The 19,683-nt window shown below is 35.7% G+C and carries 21 protein-coding genes; 8 read left to right on the top strand and 13 right to left on the bottom strand.

The genetic code is table 11. The features are described from left to right. Window positions 1-49: 49 nt before the first annotated feature. The 13 genes from pcaF to C1638_RS20265 form a co-directional block, all read right to left on the bottom strand. Window positions 50-1,255: a 3-oxoadipyl-CoA thiolase gene (pcaF, locus tag C1638_RS20205; protein WP_109623739.1), complete on the bottom strand. Its 1,206-nt coding sequence runs from the start codon at window positions 1,253-1,255 to the stop codon at window positions 50-52. Window positions 1,256-1,417: 162 nt separating this feature from the next. Continuing rightward, entirely contained in the window at window positions 1,418-1,831 is a 414-nt protein-coding gene (locus tag C1638_RS20210) for a PaaI family thioesterase (protein ID WP_109623740.1), read from the bottom strand. A gap of 2 nt (window positions 1,832-1,833) precedes the next feature. Continuing rightward, the gene (locus C1638_RS20215; RefSeq protein WP_109623741.1) at window positions 1,834-2,142 is read right to left on the bottom strand and encodes a hypothetical protein; all 309 of its coding nucleotides are present in this window, start codon (window positions 2,140-2,142) and stop codon (window positions 1,834-1,836) included. A 105-nt stretch (window positions 2,143-2,247) separates the two neighbouring features. Beyond that, on the bottom strand, window positions 2,248-3,381 hold the full coding sequence (locus tag C1638_RS20220) for a 3-hydroxyacyl-CoA dehydrogenase NAD-binding domain-containing protein (protein ID WP_109623742.1): 1,134 nt from the start codon (window positions 3,379-3,381) through the stop codon (window positions 2,248-2,250). An 81-nt stretch (window positions 3,382-3,462) separates the two neighbouring features. Then, window positions 3,463-4,263: an enoyl-CoA hydratase/isomerase family protein gene (locus tag C1638_RS20225; RefSeq protein WP_076357310.1), complete on the bottom strand. Its 801-nt coding sequence runs from the start codon at window positions 4,261-4,263 to the stop codon at window positions 3,463-3,465. Between the two features lie 141 nt (window positions 4,264-4,404). Further along, window positions 4,405-4,869, bottom strand: a complete 465-nt coding sequence (gene paaD, locus C1638_RS20230) for a 1,2-phenylacetyl-CoA epoxidase subunit PaaD (RefSeq protein ID WP_185140449.1) — start codon at window positions 4,867-4,869, stop codon at window positions 4,405-4,407. Between the two features lie 27 nt (window positions 4,870-4,896). Beyond that, on the bottom strand, window positions 4,897-5,646 hold the full coding sequence (gene paaC, locus C1638_RS20235; RefSeq protein ID WP_109623744.1) for a 1,2-phenylacetyl-CoA epoxidase subunit PaaC: 750 nt from the start codon (window positions 5,644-5,646) through the stop codon (window positions 4,897-4,899). Window positions 5,647-5,745: 99 nt separating this feature from the next. After that, on the bottom strand, window positions 5,746-6,027 hold the full coding sequence (gene paaB, locus C1638_RS20240) for a 1,2-phenylacetyl-CoA epoxidase subunit PaaB (protein WP_034703047.1): 282 nt from the start codon (window positions 6,025-6,027) through the stop codon (window positions 5,746-5,748). Window positions 6,028-6,043: 16 nt separating this feature from the next. Next, a complete protein-coding gene (locus C1638_RS20245; protein ID WP_123838406.1) occupies window positions 6,044-6,613 on the bottom strand; it encodes a hypothetical protein in 570 nt (189 codons plus the stop codon). A gap of 40 nt (window positions 6,614-6,653) precedes the next feature. Further along, the gene (paaA, locus tag C1638_RS20250; RefSeq protein WP_109623746.1) at window positions 6,654-7,592 is read right to left on the bottom strand and encodes a 1,2-phenylacetyl-CoA epoxidase subunit PaaA; all 939 of its coding nucleotides are present in this window, start codon (window positions 7,590-7,592) and stop codon (window positions 6,654-6,656) included. Window positions 7,593-7,684: 92 nt separating this feature from the next. After that, a complete protein-coding gene (locus tag C1638_RS20255; RefSeq protein ID WP_109623747.1) occupies window positions 7,685-8,770 on the bottom strand; it encodes a 2Fe-2S iron-sulfur cluster-binding protein in 1,086 nt (361 codons plus the stop codon). Continuing rightward, complete coding sequence (locus C1638_RS20260; RefSeq protein WP_109623748.1) at window positions 8,770-10,086, bottom strand: phenylacetate--CoA ligase family protein; 1,317 nt, start codon at window positions 10,084-10,086, stop codon at window positions 8,770-8,772. Before C1638_RS20260 ends, C1638_RS20255 begins: the two co-directional genes overlap by 1 nt. Before the next feature lie 171 nt (window positions 10,087-10,257). Continuing rightward, on the bottom strand, window positions 10,258-10,836 hold the full coding sequence (locus C1638_RS20265) for a TetR/AcrR family transcriptional regulator (protein WP_109623749.1): 579 nt from the start codon (window positions 10,834-10,836) through the stop codon (window positions 10,258-10,260). A gap of 372 nt (window positions 10,837-11,208) precedes the next feature. Here C1638_RS20265 and clpB point away from each other — a divergent pair, with 372 nt between their 5' ends. The 8 genes from clpB to C1638_RS20300 all read left to right on the top strand — a co-directional run bounded on the left by clpB (window position 11,209) and on the right by C1638_RS20300 (window position 19,647). Next, window positions 11,209-13,803: an ATP-dependent chaperone ClpB gene (clpB, locus tag C1638_RS20270; RefSeq protein ID WP_109623750.1), complete on the top strand. Its 2,595-nt coding sequence runs from the start codon at window positions 11,209-11,211 to the stop codon at window positions 13,801-13,803. 154 nt (window positions 13,804-13,957) lie between these two features. Continuing rightward, window positions 13,958-14,110 (top strand): hypothetical protein, encoded by a 153-nt coding sequence (locus tag C1638_RS22465; protein WP_164463079.1) that lies wholly within the window; start codon window positions 13,958-13,960, stop codon window positions 14,108-14,110. Window positions 14,111-14,303: 193 nt separating this feature from the next. Next, window positions 14,304-14,828: a hypothetical protein gene (locus C1638_RS20275; protein WP_109623751.1), complete on the top strand. Its 525-nt coding sequence runs from the start codon at window positions 14,304-14,306 to the stop codon at window positions 14,826-14,828. A 25-nt stretch (window positions 14,829-14,853) separates the two neighbouring features. Further along, a complete protein-coding gene (locus C1638_RS20280) occupies window positions 14,854-15,498 on the top strand; it encodes a hypothetical protein (protein WP_109623752.1) in 645 nt (214 codons plus the stop codon). Next, window positions 15,477-16,262 carry a sensor histidine kinase gene (locus C1638_RS20285; RefSeq protein WP_109623753.1) on the top strand — a complete coding sequence of 262 codons (786 nt, stop codon included), beginning with the start codon at window positions 15,477-15,479 and terminating at the stop codon, window positions 16,260-16,262. Before C1638_RS20280 ends, C1638_RS20285 begins: the two co-directional genes overlap by 22 nt. After that, window positions 16,259-16,900 carry a response regulator transcription factor gene (locus C1638_RS20290; protein WP_109623754.1) on the top strand — a complete coding sequence of 214 codons (642 nt, stop codon included), beginning with the start codon at window positions 16,259-16,261 and terminating at the stop codon, window positions 16,898-16,900. The genes C1638_RS20285 and C1638_RS20290 overlap by 4 nt, the downstream gene beginning before the upstream one ends. Window positions 16,901-17,148: 248 nt before the next feature. Next, complete coding sequence (locus C1638_RS20295; protein WP_109623755.1) at window positions 17,149-18,165, top strand: zinc metalloprotease; 1,017 nt, start codon at window positions 17,149-17,151, stop codon at window positions 18,163-18,165. A gap of 96 nt (window positions 18,166-18,261) precedes the next feature. Beyond that, complete coding sequence (locus C1638_RS20300) at window positions 18,262-19,647, top strand: phosphatase PAP2 family protein (RefSeq protein WP_109623756.1); 1,386 nt, start codon at window positions 18,262-18,264, stop codon at window positions 19,645-19,647. Window positions 19,648-19,683 lie beyond the last annotated feature (36 nt).

The following is a 19,683-nucleotide window of genomic DNA, read 5'->3' on the forward strand; positions in this document are numbered from 1 at the left end:
AAGGGTATATATTTTTTGTTACAATGATACATTGGTACATTTTGAAATGTTATACCTTTTCAATAACCATTGCATATCCTTGTCCGACACCGATACAAAGGGTACACAGCGCATATTTCTTATCTTGTTTCTGAAGCTCCATAGCCGCTGAACCAATAATTCTTGCACCGGAAACCCCTAGTGGGTGACCGATAGCAATAGCTCCACCATTTGGATTTATTCTTGCGTCATCATCCTGTAATCCTAAGCTTCTTGTTACTGCTAAAGCTTGTGCAGCAAAGGCTTCGTTTAACTCGATAACATCCATATCATCAAGGGAAAGGTTTAATCTTTTTAAAAGCTTTTGTGTAGCTTCTACAGGTCCTATTCCCATGATTCTAGGTTCTACACCTGCTACTGAAGATCCTAAAATCTTAGCTTTAGGTTTTAGACCATATTTTTTTACCGCTTCTTCACTTGCAAGGATCAAGGCTGCTGCTCCATCATTCATTCCTGAAGCATTTCCGGCAGTTACCGTTCCTTCTTTTCTGAAAGCCGGACGAAGTTTTCCTAATACTTCCATTGATGAAGTTGGCTTAATAAATTCGTCTTTTTCAAAAACGATTGGATCTCCTTTCCTTTGTGGGATTTCAACTTTTACAATTTCTTCAGCCAGTCTTCCATTTTCCTGAGCTTTTGTTGCTTTTTGCTGAGACCACAGGGCAAATTTATCCTGATCCTCTCTGTTGATCTGATGCATATCAGCCAGGTTCTCTGCTGTTTCACCCATCCCATCTACGCCATACATTTCTTTCATCTTCGGGTTAACAAAACGCCATCCGAAAGTTGTATCATACATCTGACTGTCTCTTCCGAAAGCTACGCTTGGTTTTGACATCACGTAAGGAGAACGCGTCATGTGTTCTACTCCACCTGCAATATAGATTTCTCCTTCTCCTGCTGCAATGGAACGAAATGCATTAGCCACAGCAGACATTCCAGAAGCACAAAGCCTATTTACCGTTTCGCCTCCAATTTTATAAGGAAGTCCAGCCAATAAAAGTCCCATTCTGGCTACGTTTCTATTATCTTCACCTGCTTGGTTCGCACATCCGAAAATAACATCCTCAATTTCCTCAACAGGAACTTCAGGGTTTCTTGCTACCACTTCTTTGATAACAATGGCAGCCAAATCATCTGCTCTTACTTCCGATAGTCCTCCTTGTAGTTTTGAAATAGGAGTTCTGACATAATCTATGATGTATACGTTGTTCATAATGATTTTAATGTGGCAATCTAACAGTGTAACAATTATCGATACATTGTCATATTGGTTATTGATTTTTATTTAAACTTGTACTTAATATTTCTTTAGCCGCAATTTTAATTTTATTTACAAATTGTTAGATTGGTAAATTATTACATTGCGACATTGAGCTTAAAGCTCTGTTACTTTCTTTCCGATTTTATAGACTGTTCCGACAAATTTTGCAATCAGCTCATCATTTTGATTGGTGATTTTAATGTCATAAACAGCTGTTTTTCTTGTATCATTTACCAAAATACTTTCTGCCCTGAAGATATCACCTTCCTTTCCCGCTTTGGTAAAATTGATGATACAGTTCAAGGCTACGGCTGCATCTCCTGTATTATTAGAGGAAAATGCCAGAGCAGAGTCAGCAAAAGCAAACGTAACACCTCCGTGAACTGTTTTAAGCCCATTGATCATGTCCTTTTTGATGGGCATTTCTATCAGGCAATAATTTTCTTTTACTTCAATCATTTTGATATTCATCCATTGGGAAAAATAATCCTGATTGAACATATAATCTGCAACTTGTCTTGGATTCATTTCTATAGGTTTGTTATTTCTTCATATAACTCATCAGATAATCTGTCGTAAACATTCATCGTCTTACCCAGAATAATCTGTTCGTATGAAAGATCTTCTGATTCTGATAAATTTTCCGAGGGATAGGATGCATTTAAATCAATTCCACTTTCGTTGGCTAATCTTTTGATCAGCTCTTTGTATTTCTCATTAAACTGTCCAAGTAACTCAAGCCTTTCCGATTCATCAATAGATGTTGCTTCCTGAGTTAAATATTGCTTTTCAATGGAAAGCCTTACCTCCAATTCATCCCTGAATTCTTCTATATTCATTTTTTAATGTAACTATTTAACCATCTAACAGTTTACCAATATGATACCTTGACAAGCTCAGCATAGTCACATTATGATATTGGTAAAATGATACATTGGTACATTTTATAGCTTACGAAGTAAAGGACTTTGTCTGTACCTTTCTTCCTGATATTCTTCGTAAAGATTCTGCAGCGTTTCAGAAATTTTTGAATATCCGATTTCTTTTCCCCAACTTAATAATCCTTTTGGATAGTTTACGCCTTTCTGCATTGCCAATTCGATATCATCATCGTTTGCAACGCCTAATCTTTTAGCTTCTACAGCTTCATTAATCAACATTGAAATGATTCTTAAAAAAATCTGCTGATAAAGCGCATCATCTTTTTGAGCTTCCGGCTTTACCACTCCTTCACTATAGTCATAGAAGCCTCTTCCTGTTTTTCTTCCGTGAAGTTTTGCCTCAGACATTCTCTGTTGCAATAGAGATGGTTTATATTTCGGATCGTAGAAATAATCTTTGTAAACAGTAGTTGTTACAGCAAAGTTAACGTCAACTCCAATAAGGTCCATTAATTCAAAAGGCCCCATTTTGAAGTTTCCAAGAGTCTTCATTGCTTCATCTACCTGTTCCGGTGTTGCAATATTTTCTTCAACAATTCTTAATCCCTCACCGTAATAAGGGCGGGCAATTCTGTTGACAATAAATCCTGGAATATCCTTAGCAATAACAGGTGTTTTCCCCCAGTCTTTCATGAGGTTATAGATTTTTTCTGCTAACGTTTTTTCTGTTAATAAAGAAGGAATTACTTCCACTAATGGCATCAGCGGAGCCGGATTGAAGAAGTGAATTCCGATGAAACGCTCCGGTTTCTTTAATTCTGCCCCCAGAGAGGTAATAGAGATGGATGATGTATTGGAACCAATGATACAGTTTTCAGAAACATAGGTTTCAAGTTCTGTAAAAACCTTGGTTTTGATGTCTTTATTCTCAATGATTGCTTCAATAACCAGATCAGAATCTTTTAAATCCTGCAGGGTTTCACCTTTAGCAATATTGTTTCTGATATCTGTAGCTTTTTCCTGAGAAATCTTGCCTTTTTCGACAAGTTTTTGAAGTGTTTTCTCTAAGCCTGAAAGTGCTTTATCTATTTGTGGAGCATTAGCGTCAAATAAAACGACTTTGCATCCTGCTGTTGCAGCGACCTGAGCAATTCCAACGCCCATGGTTCCTGCCCCAATAATTCCAATATTCTTCATTTTTGTACAATGTAAAATGTACAATGTAAAAAGTATTTAACTGTACATTATACATTTTACTTTCTACATTGTACAAATTTTTTATTTTCCTTTATAATTAGGTTTTCTTTTCTGTAAAAAGGCATTTACTCCCTCCAGGAAGTCTTCTGTTTCTGCAGCTTCCTGTTGTAGATCTCCTTCAAGTTCCAACTGCTCTTTCAAAGTGTTTGTATAAGATTGAGCAAAAGCTTTTTTCGTCAGTTTAAGGGCTGCTGTTGGCATGTTTGCCATTTTCTCAAGGATTTCCATTGATTTTGGTCCAAATTCTTCTTCACTGAAAACCTCAGCAACAAGACCGTAAGATTTAGATTCTTCGGCAGATAATTTTTTACCTGTGAAGGCTAAATAATTCGCCAATTGTCTACCTAAAAGTTTCGGTAAGAAATAAGTTCCTCCTGTATCAGGAATCAAACCGATATTTGAAAACGCCTGTGAAAAATAGGCTTTATTGTTTGCCAATACAAAGTCGCAGATTAATGCTAACATTGCGCCTGCTCCTACTGCTGGTCCGTTTACCAATGCAATAACCGGTTTTTTACAACGAGTAACTTCGGTAACCAACGGGTTGTAGTAATCTACCACAATTTTTCTGATGATATCCTGATCATGGTGTTCTTTACCAGTCACGAAAGCTTCATCCAGATTCTGACCAGAGCAAAAAGCTCTTCCTCTTCCGGAAATAGCAACACATCTTACGGTTTCATCATTACTGCATTCTTTTACAAAATCTCTCAAGTCTGCCAAAGCAGGCTTTGTAAGAGCGTTCATTGTTTCAGGCTGATTAAGATATGCTATTTTGAGTTTCCCGTCAAAATGCGATTCAATATCGAGTTGTGTATACATAAAAACATCTATTTAAGTTCAGATAAATATAATAATTTAACAGTATAACAATGTAACAATTTACCAATTAGAGTGCGAATATTTCAATGCTATGCATTATTGGTATGATTAGATTGTCACATTACTAGATTGCTACATTTCTTAATGGCATTTAAAATAATCAAAAGGCTCCAGACAGTCTAAGCATTGATAAGAAGCCTTACACAAGGTAGACCCAAATCTGCTGATCTGTTTGGTATGCTCAGAACCACAACGCGGACATTTTTTTGGTTTCCCAATATGATGTTCGTCTGCTCCTTTTTCAGGAGGCGTGATCCCGTAAACCCTAAGTTTTTCTCTTGCTTCATCTGTCAACCAGTCTGTTGTCCAAATAGGAAACATTTTGGTTACCACCTTTGCATCCCATCCATTCTCTTTCATCATTTTGATAATGTCCTCTTCAATGGTGAACATTGCAGGACAAGCGGAATAAGTAGGCGTAATTATTACTTCACAAGTATTTTCACCTGTGATTTGTGCCTCTCTTACGATCCCTAATTCCACAATATCAATGACCGGAATTTCCGGATCTGGGATTGTTTTTAATAAGTTTAATAAATCGTTCATTATTATCTGAGAATTACCTCATTTTTTCTACCATGTACATCCCGGATACGCTCTCTGCATATACTGAAGTTCACAAAGAATGAATCCAAAATACTCTGTATGGTATCCTGTTCTTGATTTTGGCTGCATAAACGGATTGATCGGATATTCTAATCCAAAATCCTGAAAATCTTTCTCTGTAATGGCAACGAAGTCTTTGTATAACTCATCAACATTGGGAACGATATTTAAAATAGCCAAATCATCTTCTCCGTCTACTTTTGCGAATAATCCTTTTGAATATTCCCAGATATCTTCAATCGCTTTTTCTAAACGAGTTTTGCTTTCTTCTGTTCCCTGAGCAAAAATTTTCATCCAGGAAGCTGTATGAGTGTAGTGATATCTTACTTCTTTTAAAGATTTTTGAGCAATTGCAGAAAGTTCTTCATTAGCAGAATTGGATAATGCTTCATACATCAGCTTTTGATAGACTGCAAAAACATACACTTTCAAAATAGTTTGTGCATAATCTTCATTGGGAAGTTCTACCCAGTGTGCATTTAGATATTCATGCTCGTATCTTAGGAAAGCCAAATCATCCTCACTTTTGCCGTTATCAATCACTCTGGAAGCGTAAACGTAAAAATTGTTAGCCTGGCCAAGCTCATCCAAAGCAATGTTCGTCAATGCAATATCTTCTTCCAGATAAGGACCTTCACCGCACCATGCAGACAAACGCTGCCCCATAATGAAACTGTCGTCTGCTAGTTTTAATAAATAATTATATAATGGGTTCATTGTTTTTCTATTTGTAAAATGACTCAATGTAAAATGTATTAATGATTTGTAAAAGAACCTGTCATTTTACTTTAATACGTTTTACATTAATACTATTTTCTACATATTTTTTACATCGTTTGGAATATCATAGAAAGTCGGGTGACGGTATAGTTTGTCATCAGCCGGATCGAAGAAAGCTTCCTTATCTATCCCTTCTGAAGTCACTATATATTTACTTGGAACTACCCAAACTGATGTACCTTCTTTTCTTCTTGTATAAACGTCTCTTGCATTTTGCAAAGCCATTTCTGCTGTTGGTGCCTGTACTATTCCAACGTGTTTGTGAGATAATCCCGGTTTAGTCTGAATAAACACTTCCCACATATCTAATTGACTCATTATCTATTTTTATTTTTTAATTTAATTTGATATTGAAATTATTTTCAACATATTTTAAAATCTTCATGAAGCTTTCATATTCATCTATCCCTGGAATATCATTTAAATAACTTTCAGGATTAGAATAATGAAATTCATTCTCGTCGTTATTTGATTTATATTTTACTAAAAAGTCTACCCCGCCTGTAATACTACGTTCTCTTGTAAATAATCCATATCTTTTTTCATCATTATCGTATACAGCCTTTGATTGGGATGTCTTATATCTGAAAAAATCTTCTTTAGGGAGATAACCGATATTCATTGATTCCAAAGTAACAAAAGCTTTTTCAAGTATATCTTTAGATTTTAATGGAGTAACTTTTGCCGGAGTGATTCTATATTCATCCCTACTTACGTAATAGGGTGAAAACCATTGTATCAACTCAGCATTCCAATTCTCATCTTTTCCTTGATAAATTCTGAAAATTTTTCCTCCGATTGTCATTTCGGAACCTTGATAAATTATTATTTCTTTTTTATTTTCAATATTAATAGGAAGACCGGCAAGTTTATTTACATCCTGTCCTTTCAATACTGAAACCATAAGGAAAAATAAAATTTGAAATAAAACTTTCACTAATTTCTTAATTTACTTTCTCGTTTTGTTTTTCTGCAAAAGCTGCAGCTGCTTCTTTTACCCAAGAATTTTCTCTTTGCGCTTTTCTCTTCGTTTCGATACGCTTTTTATTACAAGGTCCGTTACCTTTTAAGATTTCCATGAATTCTCCCCAAGGAAGTTCTCCGAAATCGTAGTGTTGTCTTTCCTCATTCCATTTCAGATCTTTATCAGGAATTGTTAATCCTAAGAATTCTGCCTGAGAAACAGTAACGTCAATGAATCTCTGACGAAGACTGTCATTACTTTCTCTTTTTACTCTATAATTCATAGAGATTTTAGAGTTTGGTGAACTGTCATCATTAGGTCCAAACATCATTAGAGCCGGCCACCAGAAACGATTTAACGAAGCCTGTGCCATTTCTTTCTGTTGTTTTGTACCACGGCAAAGTGCCATCAGGATTTCATACCCTTGTCTTTGGTGAAAAGACTCTTCTTTACAGATTTTCACCATCGCTCTTGAATAAGGGCCATAAGAATTCCCCATCAGCATTACCTGATTCATGATAGCGGCACCGTCTACCAACCAGCCGATGGCACCGATATCTGCCCAGCTTAATGTAGGGTAATTAAATATACTTGAATACTTGGCTTTCCCTTCCAGCATATCTTCATAAGTGGCATCTCTATCTGCTCTGATAGTTCCGTTTCCTAACGTTTCTGTTGCAGAGTATAAATACAAGCCATGTCCTGCTTCATCCTGAACTTTAGCCAAAAGAGCCATTTTTCTTCTTAATGAAGGAGCTCTTGAGATCCAGTTCGCTTCCGGCAACATCCCGACAATCTCAGAATGTGCATGCTGCGAAATTTGACGAACCAATAATTTTCTGTAATCATCAGGCATTACATCTTTTGGTTCCACTTTATTTTCGTCGTGAACGTATTGAACAAATTTTTCTAAGTCCATTTCTTTTGTTTTTTGTACTAAAGTAAAATGTCGGTTGTACAATGTATCTTTGATATACTTTTTACATTATACATTTTACACTTTACAAAAAATTAAACATCATAATTAAGCATCACCACATTCGTTGTCGGGTGACATTGACAGGTAAGAACGAAGCCTCTGGCTACTTCATCTTCGGTAAGCGCATAGTTTTTCTCCATGAAAACTTCTCCCTCCAAAACCTCTGCCTTACACGTACAACAAACTCCTCCTTTGCAAGCAAAAGGTACAGGAAGATTGTCTTTCAATGCTTTATCTAAGATACTTTCTTTTTTGGAATTAAGGTGAAACGAATATTCATCATCATCAATGATTACCGTTACCATACTTTCAATATTGGCAATTGCCTTGAATTCATCACTCATCTCCTCCGTATTTTCTTCATCCGGAGCAGTGAAGTATTCAAATAAAACCTGAATTGCAGGCACTTTTTTATCTTTTTTCAGATAATCAGCAATTCCTTTGATCATTTCAGAAGGACCACAAATGAAGTAGGTAGCCTCTTTTACATCAATATCTGTATATCTTTCAAACAGCTGATCTAATTTTTCTGGAGAAATTCTTCCTTCAAAAACAGGGTCCTCATGTTTTTCTCTACTTACGAGATAAACCACTTTAAGCCTTCCATTGAAATGTTCTACCAATTTATCAATTTCAGCCTTTCTCAAAATATGGTTCATACTTCTGTTGCTGTAAAACAAATAGGCATTGCTGCTAGGTTCCTGATAAAGACTTTCTTTAATATTGGATAAAACCGGAGTGATACCACTTCCTGCCGCTAAACCAACATACGTTTTTACGTTTGTAGGGTGATAAGAAGTATTAAAACCGCCCATTGGAGGCATTACTTCCAACACTTCATCCATATGAAGATGCTCATTGAAATATCCTGATACTTTTCCACCTTCCAGTAATTTTACCAGAACCTCCAGCGTATTACTTTTTTCGCTTGGAGCATTGCAGATAGAATAAGAACGTCTCTCTTCATTTCCGTTGATCATCATTCGGAAATTCAGATACTGTCCTTGTTTGAACCTGAACTTGTCTTTCAGTTCCTCCGGAATTTCTACCGCTACACTCACGGCTTCGGAAGTATCTTTCTGAACTTTTACAGTTTTAAGTTTATAAAATGAGTTCATTATTTTTTTAGTATTCTATTAATTTTTCCACCTTCGCACTTCGGCAAACTGTCTTGGGTATGAACTTTCACTTTTGTGGTGATCCCTACCCGTTTTTTGATTTCGTTTTCTATATTTTTTCCGAAGCTTCCGACAAAATTAAAATAATCATCGGTATTTGCTTCTATTTTTTGAGCGTTTACAAGATCGTCTGCAATTTCTACATCAATATCTAAAGCTACACACATTTGTTCTTTTTCAATCGGAGTCAAATAATAATTAGGAACTACTCCTTTTACATGGGAAAAAGCTTCTTCAATCTGACTTGGATAAACGTTCACTCCTCTTACGATCAACATATCATCTGCTCTGCCAACAATCGGTTTCATTTTCACCATTGTTCTTTTGGCATTTTCATCGTAATAAAGGCTGGTGATATCATTAGTCCAATAACGTAGAAGTGGCATGGCTTTCTTCGTTAAAGTAGTAATCACCAAAACTCCTTCTTCTCCAAAAGGAACCGGTTGCTTGGTAATTGGATCTAAAATTTCAGGATAGAAATGATCTTCCCAAATGTAAGAACCTCCTTTTTCTTCAAAGTCTTCCATGGAAACTCCAGGGCCGATAATTTCACTTAAACCATAGATATTGGTTGCATGTACTCCCAATCTTTCCTCAATATGACCTCTGATGATCTCAGTCCAAGGTTCTGATCCTAACACTGCATATTTAAGACTAATTTCATCTGCTGAGATTCCTCTCTTAGCAAACTCGTCAGCAATGGTTAAAGCATAAGATGGTGAGCAACAAATCACTTCAGGTTTAAAATCTACAATCAGATCAACCTGTCTCGCAGTCATTCCTCCAGAAATAGGAAGAACACTCATTCCCAGCATTTCTGCACCATAATGAAGCCCTAGTCCACCGGTAAAAATCCCATAACCATACGCGTTATGCAGCTGCATTCCCGGTCTGGCTCCTGCTGCGTGTAAAGATCTTGCTACAACTTCACTAAAAAGATCTACATCTTCCTTGGTATATCCCACCACTGTTGGTTTTCCTGTTGTTCCGCTTGAGCAGTGAATTCTCTGAAGTTCACTTTTTGGAACGGTAAATAAACCAAACGGATAGTTATCTCTTAAATCCTGTTTGTAAGTAATCGGAAGTTTCGTGATATCTGCGATCGTCCTTATCTCATTGGGAGATATTTCCAATTCATCAAGTTTTCTTTTATAAAACTCTGACTTCTCTCCTAGATAACCGATCAAATTAATCAACCGGTCAGATTGAAGCTGTCTCAACTGACCCAGCTCCAGATATTCAACTGAAAAATCCATAAAACTAACTAACATTTGTTAGGTGTAAATTTAAAAAGATTTTGGAAGCTGGCAAAATTTTCATGACTTTTATCATATTTTGAATGATTCTAAATAACAAAACACAATCTGAGCCACCTTACTTCTGTAAAATTACAATGTAAAATGTATGATGATTTCTTTTGCCTAAGGCTATGATTTTTGGTTTCCTAATAATCCAAAAAGTATTTTTTCTCTTATCTCATCCGTAATTTCATCGGTAGAGTCGCTGCTTCTCTTGAACCAGAAATAGGAATTATTAAGGGTATGAAGAATGAATCTTGTGGTAAATGATGGTGACTTTAGTTCCCAGTTTTCAGCTTTGTAAATTTCAGAAATTAATGCTTCAACTTCCTGTTGATAATTCTTTCTTAATTCTACAAATTCTGGAAGTCTTTCTTCAAGGTGTCTCCATTCCACAGAATAGATGTGCGTAACATCGCGGTTTTTAAGAACAACAGACAAATGTTTATCCAGAAATAAATCCAATTTCTCTCTTGGAACCACATTCGTGTTTTTTACTTCCTGAAGCTTATCGAAAAACTCCTGCGCTATACCAAAACATACCCACTCCAGAATTTCTTCCTTTGAACGGATATGCGCATATAATGATGCAGCCTTGATATTAAGCTTCGTAGCTAAATCTCTTACTGAGCTTCCCATATAGCCTTTCTCTTTGAAAAGCTCTACTGCTACGTCTAATATTTTCCTTTGTTTTTCTTTAAGTTCCATCTGTAAAAATGCAAAAGTAGTTATTCTCTTAATAAAAAGTTGAAATTTAACATAGTGATTAAACAAATTCACTCATTTACAAACTTACGTTCGAGGTCATTATTTTTAAATCTGACTATTTGTTCATGAATTCCAAAGTAAAAGTTGAAGAATCGGAAATTTTGTCAAGTTAATTTTACGTTAAAAATGGTGAATTCGGAAATTTTGTCCATTTTTTTTGTAAATTTAATAATTGAACAGTTTTTGCGATACAGTCATCAAATAAATGATTAAATAATTGATGGCATTAAGAAACTAAGCCTGAAAATTTAGTTTCTTGATGTTTTTTTAAAGCTAAACTTTGAACAAATCATTACCAAAAATATATAAAATATGAACTTAAACCAATATACTGTAAAATCACAAGAAGCCATCCAGGCAGCACAACAAGTTGCAATGGAACTTGGCAATCAAAGTATTGAACCTCAACATCTCCTTGAAGGAATTTTTCAGGTAGATGAAAATATATCGCCTTTCCTATTAAAGAAATCTGAAGCAGATGCTAATTTAGTAAGAGAGCGAAATCGTGAAAATTTAGAAAAGCTTCCTAAAGTACAGGGAGGAAATATTTACCTATCTCAATCAGCAAATAAAGTGTTGCTAGACGCACCAAACATTGCCAAAAAAATGGGCGATGAATTTGTAACGATTGAGCACTTATGGTTATCTCTTATTGAAACCAGTTCGGAAGTTTCTCAAATGTTGAAAGACATGGGAGTAACTAAAAAACTATTGGAAGGGGGAATTAAAGAATTAAGAAAAGGAAGTAAGGCAACTTCTGCAAGTTCAGAAGAAACTTATCAATCCTTAAATAAATATGCTAAAAACTTTAACGAGTTAGCAGCTGAAGGAAAACTGGATCCCGTAATTGGACGTGATGAAGAAATTCGAAGAGTTCTACAGATCCTTTCCCGAAGAACAAAAAACAACCCTATCCTGATCGGAGAGCCTGGTGTAGGTAAAACAGCAATTGCTGAAGGAATTGCCCACAGAATCATCAGTGGAGACATTCCTGAGAATCTAATGGATAAAACATTATATTCATTGGATATGGGAGCCTTAATCGCCGGTGCAAAATACAAAGGTGAGTTTGAAGAACGTCTGAAATCTGTGGTAAATGAAGTCATCAAATCTGACGGACAAATTATTCTTTTCATTGATGAGATCCACACTCTGGTAGGTGCCGGAGGAGGCGATGGAGCAATGGATGCTGCCAATATTTTGAAGCCAGCCTTAGCAAGAGGTGAATTGAGAGCTATTGGAGCAACAACCTTAAATGAATACCAAAAGTATTTTGAAAAGGATAAAGCATTGGAAAGACGTTTTCAGAAAGTGATGGTAGAAGAACCGGATACGGAGTCTGCTATTTCAATTCTTCGTGGAATTAAGGATAAATATGAGGCTCACCACAAGGTAAGAATCAAGGATGAAGCAATCATTGCTGCTGTAGAAATGTCTCAAAGATATATTTCAGACAGATTTTTACCAGATAAGGCGATTGACCTTATTGATGAAGCTTCGGCTAAATTGAGAATGGAGATCAATTCAAAACCGGAAGAGTTGGACGTTCTAGACAGAAGATTAATGCAGTTGGAAATTGAACTGGCCGCTATTTCGAGAGAAGGTAACCAAACTAAAATTGACCATTTAAAAGAGGATATTTCGAAGATTTCTGAAGAGAGAAACGAGATCAATGCAAAATGGTTGAAAGAAAAGCAAAAAAGTGAAGATCTTACCCAGATCAAAAAAGATATTGAATCTCTGAAATTGGAGGCGGAAAGAGCTTCCAGAACAGGAGATTATGCTAAAGTAGCGGAAATCCAATATGGAAAACTTCGTGAAAAAGAAGACCAGCTTGAAAAGCTTGAAATTGAAATGCAAAATCATCAGAACGAGCTTATTAAAGAGGAAGTAACTTCTGATAATATCTCTGAGGTAATTGCAAAATGGACAGGTATTCCTGTCACTAAGTTATTGCAATCAGAAAGAGACAAATTATTGAATCTGGAAGCTGAACTTCACCACAGAGTTGTAGGACAGGATGAAGCTATTGGCGCTGTAGCTGATGCTATCAGAAGAAACAGAGCCGGATTGAGTGATGATAAAAAACCCATCGGATCATTCCTATTCCTTGGAACAACGGGAGTTGGTAAAACTGAGCTTGCAAAGGCATTAGCAGAGTTCTTATTCGATGATGAGAACAATATGACCAGAATTGATATGAGTGAGTATCAGGAACGCCACAGTGTTTCAAGATTGGTTGGTGCTCCTCCGGGATATGTGGGATATGATGAAGGCGGACAATTGACTGAAGCAGTAAGAAGAAGACCTTATTCTGTAGTCCTTTTGGATGAGATTGAAAAAGCCCATCCTGATGTTTTCAACACATTACTTCAGGTTTTGGATGATGGCCGTTTAACTGATAATAAAGGTCGTGTTGTGAATTTCAAAAACTCAATCATTATCATGACTTCGAATTTAGGTTCACATCTTATTCAGGAGAATTTTGAAAATATCACTGACGAGAATCAGGATGCCATCGTGGATAAAACGAAAGTTGAGGTCTTCGATCTTTTAAAACAAACCCTACGTCCGGAATTCTTAAACAGAATTGATGAAGTGGTATTGTTCCAACCTTTAAGAAAAAAAGAAATTGGAAAAATCGTTCAGTATCAGTTGAGAGGATTCAATGATATGTTGGCAAAACGCAACATCATCATGACTTTCACTCAGGATGCAGTAGATTATCTAATGGACAAAGGCTATGATCCGGCTTTCGGAGCAAGACCTTTAAAAAGAGTAATCCAACAGGAAGTATTAAATAAACTGTCTAAAGAAATCCTTGCAGGAAATGTAAACGACGGTGACAGAATTACCTTGGATTATTTTGTAGAAACCGGATTGGTTTTCAGACCAACGGAACAATAAAATAAGAAAGTAGTTTTTTTCATATACATTAATTTTTGTAAGTAAGTGCTGTAGAGAAATCTTCAGCACTTATTTTTTTTCACAATTATCCAAATATCGTGAAATATTATTATATTTATCATCCAAACAAATTAATAACTAAAACAAAATCAGTATGAAAAAGTTAAAAAGAAACGAATTGAAGAACATTGATGGCGGAGTGGCTTCTGCTTTAATAATGTGTGATGAGAATTGGAACTGCCCTACCGGCCTTTGCTGTACTGCAGGATTGGTTTGCAGGGATCCTAAAAAATATGGATGTATTTAAATCAAGCCGGAGATTTTCTCCGGTTTTTTTATGTCTAATCATAACTTCGTTTTAATGAATATAAAATTATTCATATGCAATCCGTAAAAACACGGTAAAAATAACGGTATAATTCCCTATTTAATAATAGTTTTTCTTTCATATTTTTTCCGAAATTTGCAGCAATATGGATATTCCATGATAAAACTAAGTTATGAATACAGAATCTACTAACGAAAATGATCAACTAAGATCAGGAGCAATGTCTAATAGTCTGATTAAGGCTCTTATTGACAATTATCGTCAAAATCACCTGACTGCCATCAATAATGCTTTAGGAATAGAAGATGCTCATTCCATTTGGTTTGATCTTCCTAAACTGAAAAGTTTTATTGCATTGATAGAAAAAGAAGCTAGCAAAATAAACCCTGAGTGCACTGAAGAAGATTTGGGAATCAGATTTTATTATGCTGCCTATCCAAAAGTTGAAAACTGGGACATTATGGAAAGCCACCCTGTTCCTCAGGAATATTCTGAAAGACATACATTAGTGATGATTCCAACACTGAAAAAAGAAAGTGAAGAGGGAGAAAAACTGGATTATGACTTTAATTCATTAACACAACAAAATTTAGCATTAAGCGCACGTGGCGTAGCCCCGAAAGATGATGATGGAGATATTGCAGAAAACCAAGGACAGCTTATCCCTCCTTCAAATCCTAGGGCTTCATCTTACTAATTACAATCCATATCTTTAACACAATATGACAGAGTTCCAGGAATTTGCACAAAAAAGCATGCTTTGGTTTGAAGCGCTCGCTGCAATTATAGCAATTTTCAATTATAACCGTTTAAAAGAACAATATTGGAAATTTTTTGTGTTCTATCTGGTATTCATTTTCCTGGGAGAAGCTTATGGTAAATGGGGAAGCTTTATTCATTTCACTAAAGCTCAATATTATAATTATCTTTTAATGCCTATCCAGTTTATATTTTTTTACTGGTTATATGCTGCAAAATCTCTTAAAAAACCCAAGCTATTCTGGATCTTATCCTTTTTGTATTTACTTTCATTCATCCCTAATGAATTATATTTTTCGAAAGCTAAAATAGTATTTGCTTTTAATTATACATTTGGCTGCCTAATTTTAATGCTATTGGTAGTGATGGAGTATTATAAGCAAATTACGTCACAGGATATTCTCAATTTTAATAAGAATAAGATGTTTTATATTAATCTTGGGATCACTCTGTCATATATAGGAACATTACCTTTTATGGCATTTCTTTCCCTTTTGGTAAATTATAAGGAAATCTGGAATATTTATTTTAGTTATTTTCTAATGTCAGGTGTAGTTATGTATATTTTATTTGCAAGTTCATTCATATGGGGAAAACAGAACTCTTAATAGTCATTATTATCTTTAACATACTTTTTGTAATGTTTGTTGTTGCTGTAGCCATCTATATCAGAAACTACAGACAACGTAAAAAAGAGTATCTGAATGAAATTGAAATGAAAAACGAAATTCATCAGAGGGAACTTCTGGCGACCCAACTGGAGATCCAGCAGGCTACCATGCAACAAATCGGGCGAGAGCTTCATGATAATATTGGTCAAAAGCTGACCTTGGTAAGCTTATATGTTCAACAGATGCTTTATGAGAATAAAGTTCCTGAAGCCAGCGAAAGAATTGATCAAGTATCACAGATCATCAACCAATCCCTGCAGGATCTGCGAAGTCTTTCGAAGACATTAACCGATGACAATATCAATCAAAAGGAAATTGTAACTTTGATTCAGGAGGAGGTTGATAATACCAATTCCTTAAAAAAGTGCAAGATCAGTTTTGAACATAATTTTAATCAACTGGATCTAGGTTTTGTTCATAAAAATGTACTTCTTAGAATCACACAGGAATTTATTCAGAACAGTATAAAGCATTCTCAATGCAAGAATATTTTTATCAGCTTAAATACTTCTGAAGATATCCTTTGGGAACTCAACATTCATGATGACGGAATCGGCTTTGATACCGCTCATACAAAATCCAATGGAATTGGTCTCACAAACATGAAAAACAGAGCACAAATTATAGGTGCAGATTTTAAACTTGAGAGCCAAGATCACAAAGGAACGCTCCTTAATATCACCTTAAAAAAACAACCATGAAAAAATCTATTGTAATTGTTGACGACCACATCCTTATTGCCAAAGCTCTTGAAGGGATTATTGATAACTTTAATGAGTTCGAGGTAATTTATGTATGTGAAAATGGAAAAGACCTGATTCAAAAATTTGAAGAGGGAAACTCTGTTCCTGATATTATCCTTTTAGATATCAGTATGCCAATTATGGACGGTTTTGAAACAGCCGCGTGGCTTGCCAAGCACCATCCCAATATTAAGGTAATGGCACTCAGCATGCAGGGAGATGATAACAGTGTGATTAAAATGATCAAAAACGGAGCAAAAGGATATCTCTTAAAAAACACCCATCCAAAAGATCTGGAAACAGCGCTTACGAGACTGGATACTGATGGATTTTTTTACCCCGAATGGGCTTCAAAAATTATATTTTCCAATTTCAATAAAGATGAGGAAAAGGAAATCACAGTAAGAATATCTGACCGTGAAAAAGAATTCTTGAAATATACCGTCACGGAGCTTAGTTATAAAGAAATTGCAGACAGAATGTGCTGTAGTCCAAGAACTGTAGAAAGCTACCGGGATCAGCTTTGTGATAAACTTGATTTAAAAACCCGTGTAGGACTGGCAGTTTTTGCTATTAAAAATGGCTTTGCTAATTAAATTTTTATATTAAAAAAATTCTACAAAAACGCAAAAACACATAATTGTTTACATTTGAAAATACACTTAAATGTGAAATAAGTCATTAAATTTCGTAGATTAGTTAAAATTCAATATAAGCCGCTTAAAACACATTTATAATCAATAAAACCATTCATTAAATAAGAATAATTCAAATAAACTGTAAAATAATTTGCATATCAATTTTAAATAATATAATTTCACATCCTCAAACCAAAATAAAAGATATGAAAAGATTATTATTTGGAGTCCTTGCATTGGGCTTTATGTCTGCGTGTAACAACGACAGTGTAACTAATCAAAATGAAACTTCGGCAGATAAGGAAATCTCATCTACTTCTGCACTAAAAAGGAATTGTCCATCAGAGGACATGAGACAGGAAGCCTTGGAAAAAGATCCTGCATTGAGACAAAAAGTTGCAGAAATAGATGCTAACGCTGAAAGATTTGCCAACAACTTAGCACTAGGAAAAGTACTTGCAGATGGTACAGTTGAAATTCCTGTCATAGTAAATGTAATCTACAAAACAGCAGCACAAAATGTTTCAGATGCCAGAATTGCAGAACAAATTGCAGTACTGAATGCTGACTACAGCGGAACAAATAGCGATGCTTCAAGCATCCCAACTGAGTTCCAGGCTGTAAAATCCGGTGATGTAAAAGTGAAATTCAGATTGGTAAATACCATAAGAAAAACAACAACTAAAACATCATGGAGCAAAACAGACAGAACAAATAATACCATGAAAAAAGCCTCTACAGGAGGAATTGATGCTACCAACCCTACAAACTACTTTAATATTTGGGTAGTAGGCAGCATGCCGGATACTCAAGGAGAAATCCTAGGTTATGCTACCTTCCCTGAAGATGCTGGTACATGGAAAGACGGTGTAGTTATCGCAGCTCCTTTCTTTGGTAAAACAGGAACATCTTCTCCTTTCAATTTAGGAAGAACTGCTACACATGAGGTAGGACATTATTTAGGTCTTAGACATATCTGGGGAGATACCACATGTGGAGATGACTTAATTGCAGATACTCCTACTCAAACTACTGCTAATACAGGTAAACCAACATATCCACTTTACAACACTTGCTATGGAGTAAAAAGATCTGTTATGTTTATGAATTATATGGATTATTCTGATGATAATTCATTGTATATGTTTACTGCAGGGCAAAAAACAAAGATGCAATCTGTAACAGCTTCTTCTGGCGCAAGATCAGGATTAAGAGTTTACTAATAAATCACACCATTTAAATAATATTTAAAATCTATTCCGCATTTGGGATAGATTTTTTTAATATTTTTACGCAATTTAAATTTAAGGACCACAAGGATGAAAAAATTGGCCCTAGCATCGGGTATACTATTACATTTATATAGTTACAAAGCACAGGATACTGTTCAATCTAGAAATCTTAAGGAAGACATTGCTTTACTTAATTCAACTTCTTCAATACAGGAAAAAACTCCATTTTTGAACAAAGAATGGGTGAAAAAGTCAGTTGCCCCTACACTACTTTTTGCAGCGGCAGCAGCAACTTGGGGGGAAAAGGAGAACATTCGTGAAGTTCGTAACCGCTACTTACCTGCTTTTAAGGTAAAGTATGACGATTACCTTCAATATGCCCCAGCTGTAGCTGTTTACGGATTAAAACTAGGAGGCGTAAAGGGAAGAAATAATCTAGGAAGAGCAACTTTGTCCTATGGAGCCAGTTTAGTTATCATGGGAATCCTTGTGAACTCTATTAAATATACAGCAAAAGTTGAACGGCCAGATGGTTCCAAAAATAACTCATTTCCATCCGGACATGCTGCTATGGCCTTTACCAACGCCAGCTTCCTACACAAGGAGTATGGTATGGTAAACCCCGCCTATAGTATTGCAGGATATGGTTCAGCAACACTTACAGGACTTGGTAGAAACCTCAACAACAGACATTGGCTGCCTGATATTCTGGCTGGAGCCGGAATCGGTATTATTTCTACGGAGCTAGGATATTTTTTTATAGATAAAATATATAAAAATAAAGGGGATAATTTAAGTATGCTATCCAGAATACAAGGGAACGACTACCCCTCTTTCCTGGCAATAAAGCTTGGTACAACCTTTGGTACAACGAACTTTTTGAAAGAATCAGAGCTTGACGACAAGAAGCAAATTGGTTTTGAAGGAGGCCTTGAAGGGGCTTATTTCTTCTCAAAAAAATGGGGTATAGGTGGAGACTTTAGCTTCAGCAGTTTCCCAATAAAACCAATGAAAGTAAACCTTGATGATGGGGATAGTTATGGAGAGCACGAAATCAGAACACAATCTCTAGGCTTTCTGGGAGCAGGAATAGGTCCGTATTTCTCACATGAGTTTTCAGACAAATGGCAACTGACCTTAAAGGCAACTGCTGGATATTCTGCTACTGCCAGTGGAAAAGTTTTTATTAAAAGTGACAGCATTGATAACCCCAACCACCAACTTGAGATTGCCCGATACAAACCAAAGCCTGCGTTCCGTTGGAATACAGGAGCTTCTATAACTTACAAATTCAACCCAGGACTAGGACTAACTTTCTATACTGACTATAACGAGATTAAATCTACCATCCGTTATCGTTTTAGTGATGCTATACAGGAGAACGAAGAACTCAATGAGGAACTCAATCATTTAATAGCTAAGGAAAAAATAAATTACGTTACCCTTGGTTTAAGATTGACAGCCTATTTTTAAAAATAAAAAGCCTTCAGATATCTGAAGGCTTTTTAT

This window comes from Chryseobacterium oncorhynchi, from assembly GCF_002899895.1.
In the GTDB taxonomy this organism is placed as follows: domain Bacteria; phylum Bacteroidota; class Bacteroidia; order Flavobacteriales; family Weeksellaceae; genus Chryseobacterium; species Chryseobacterium oncorhynchi.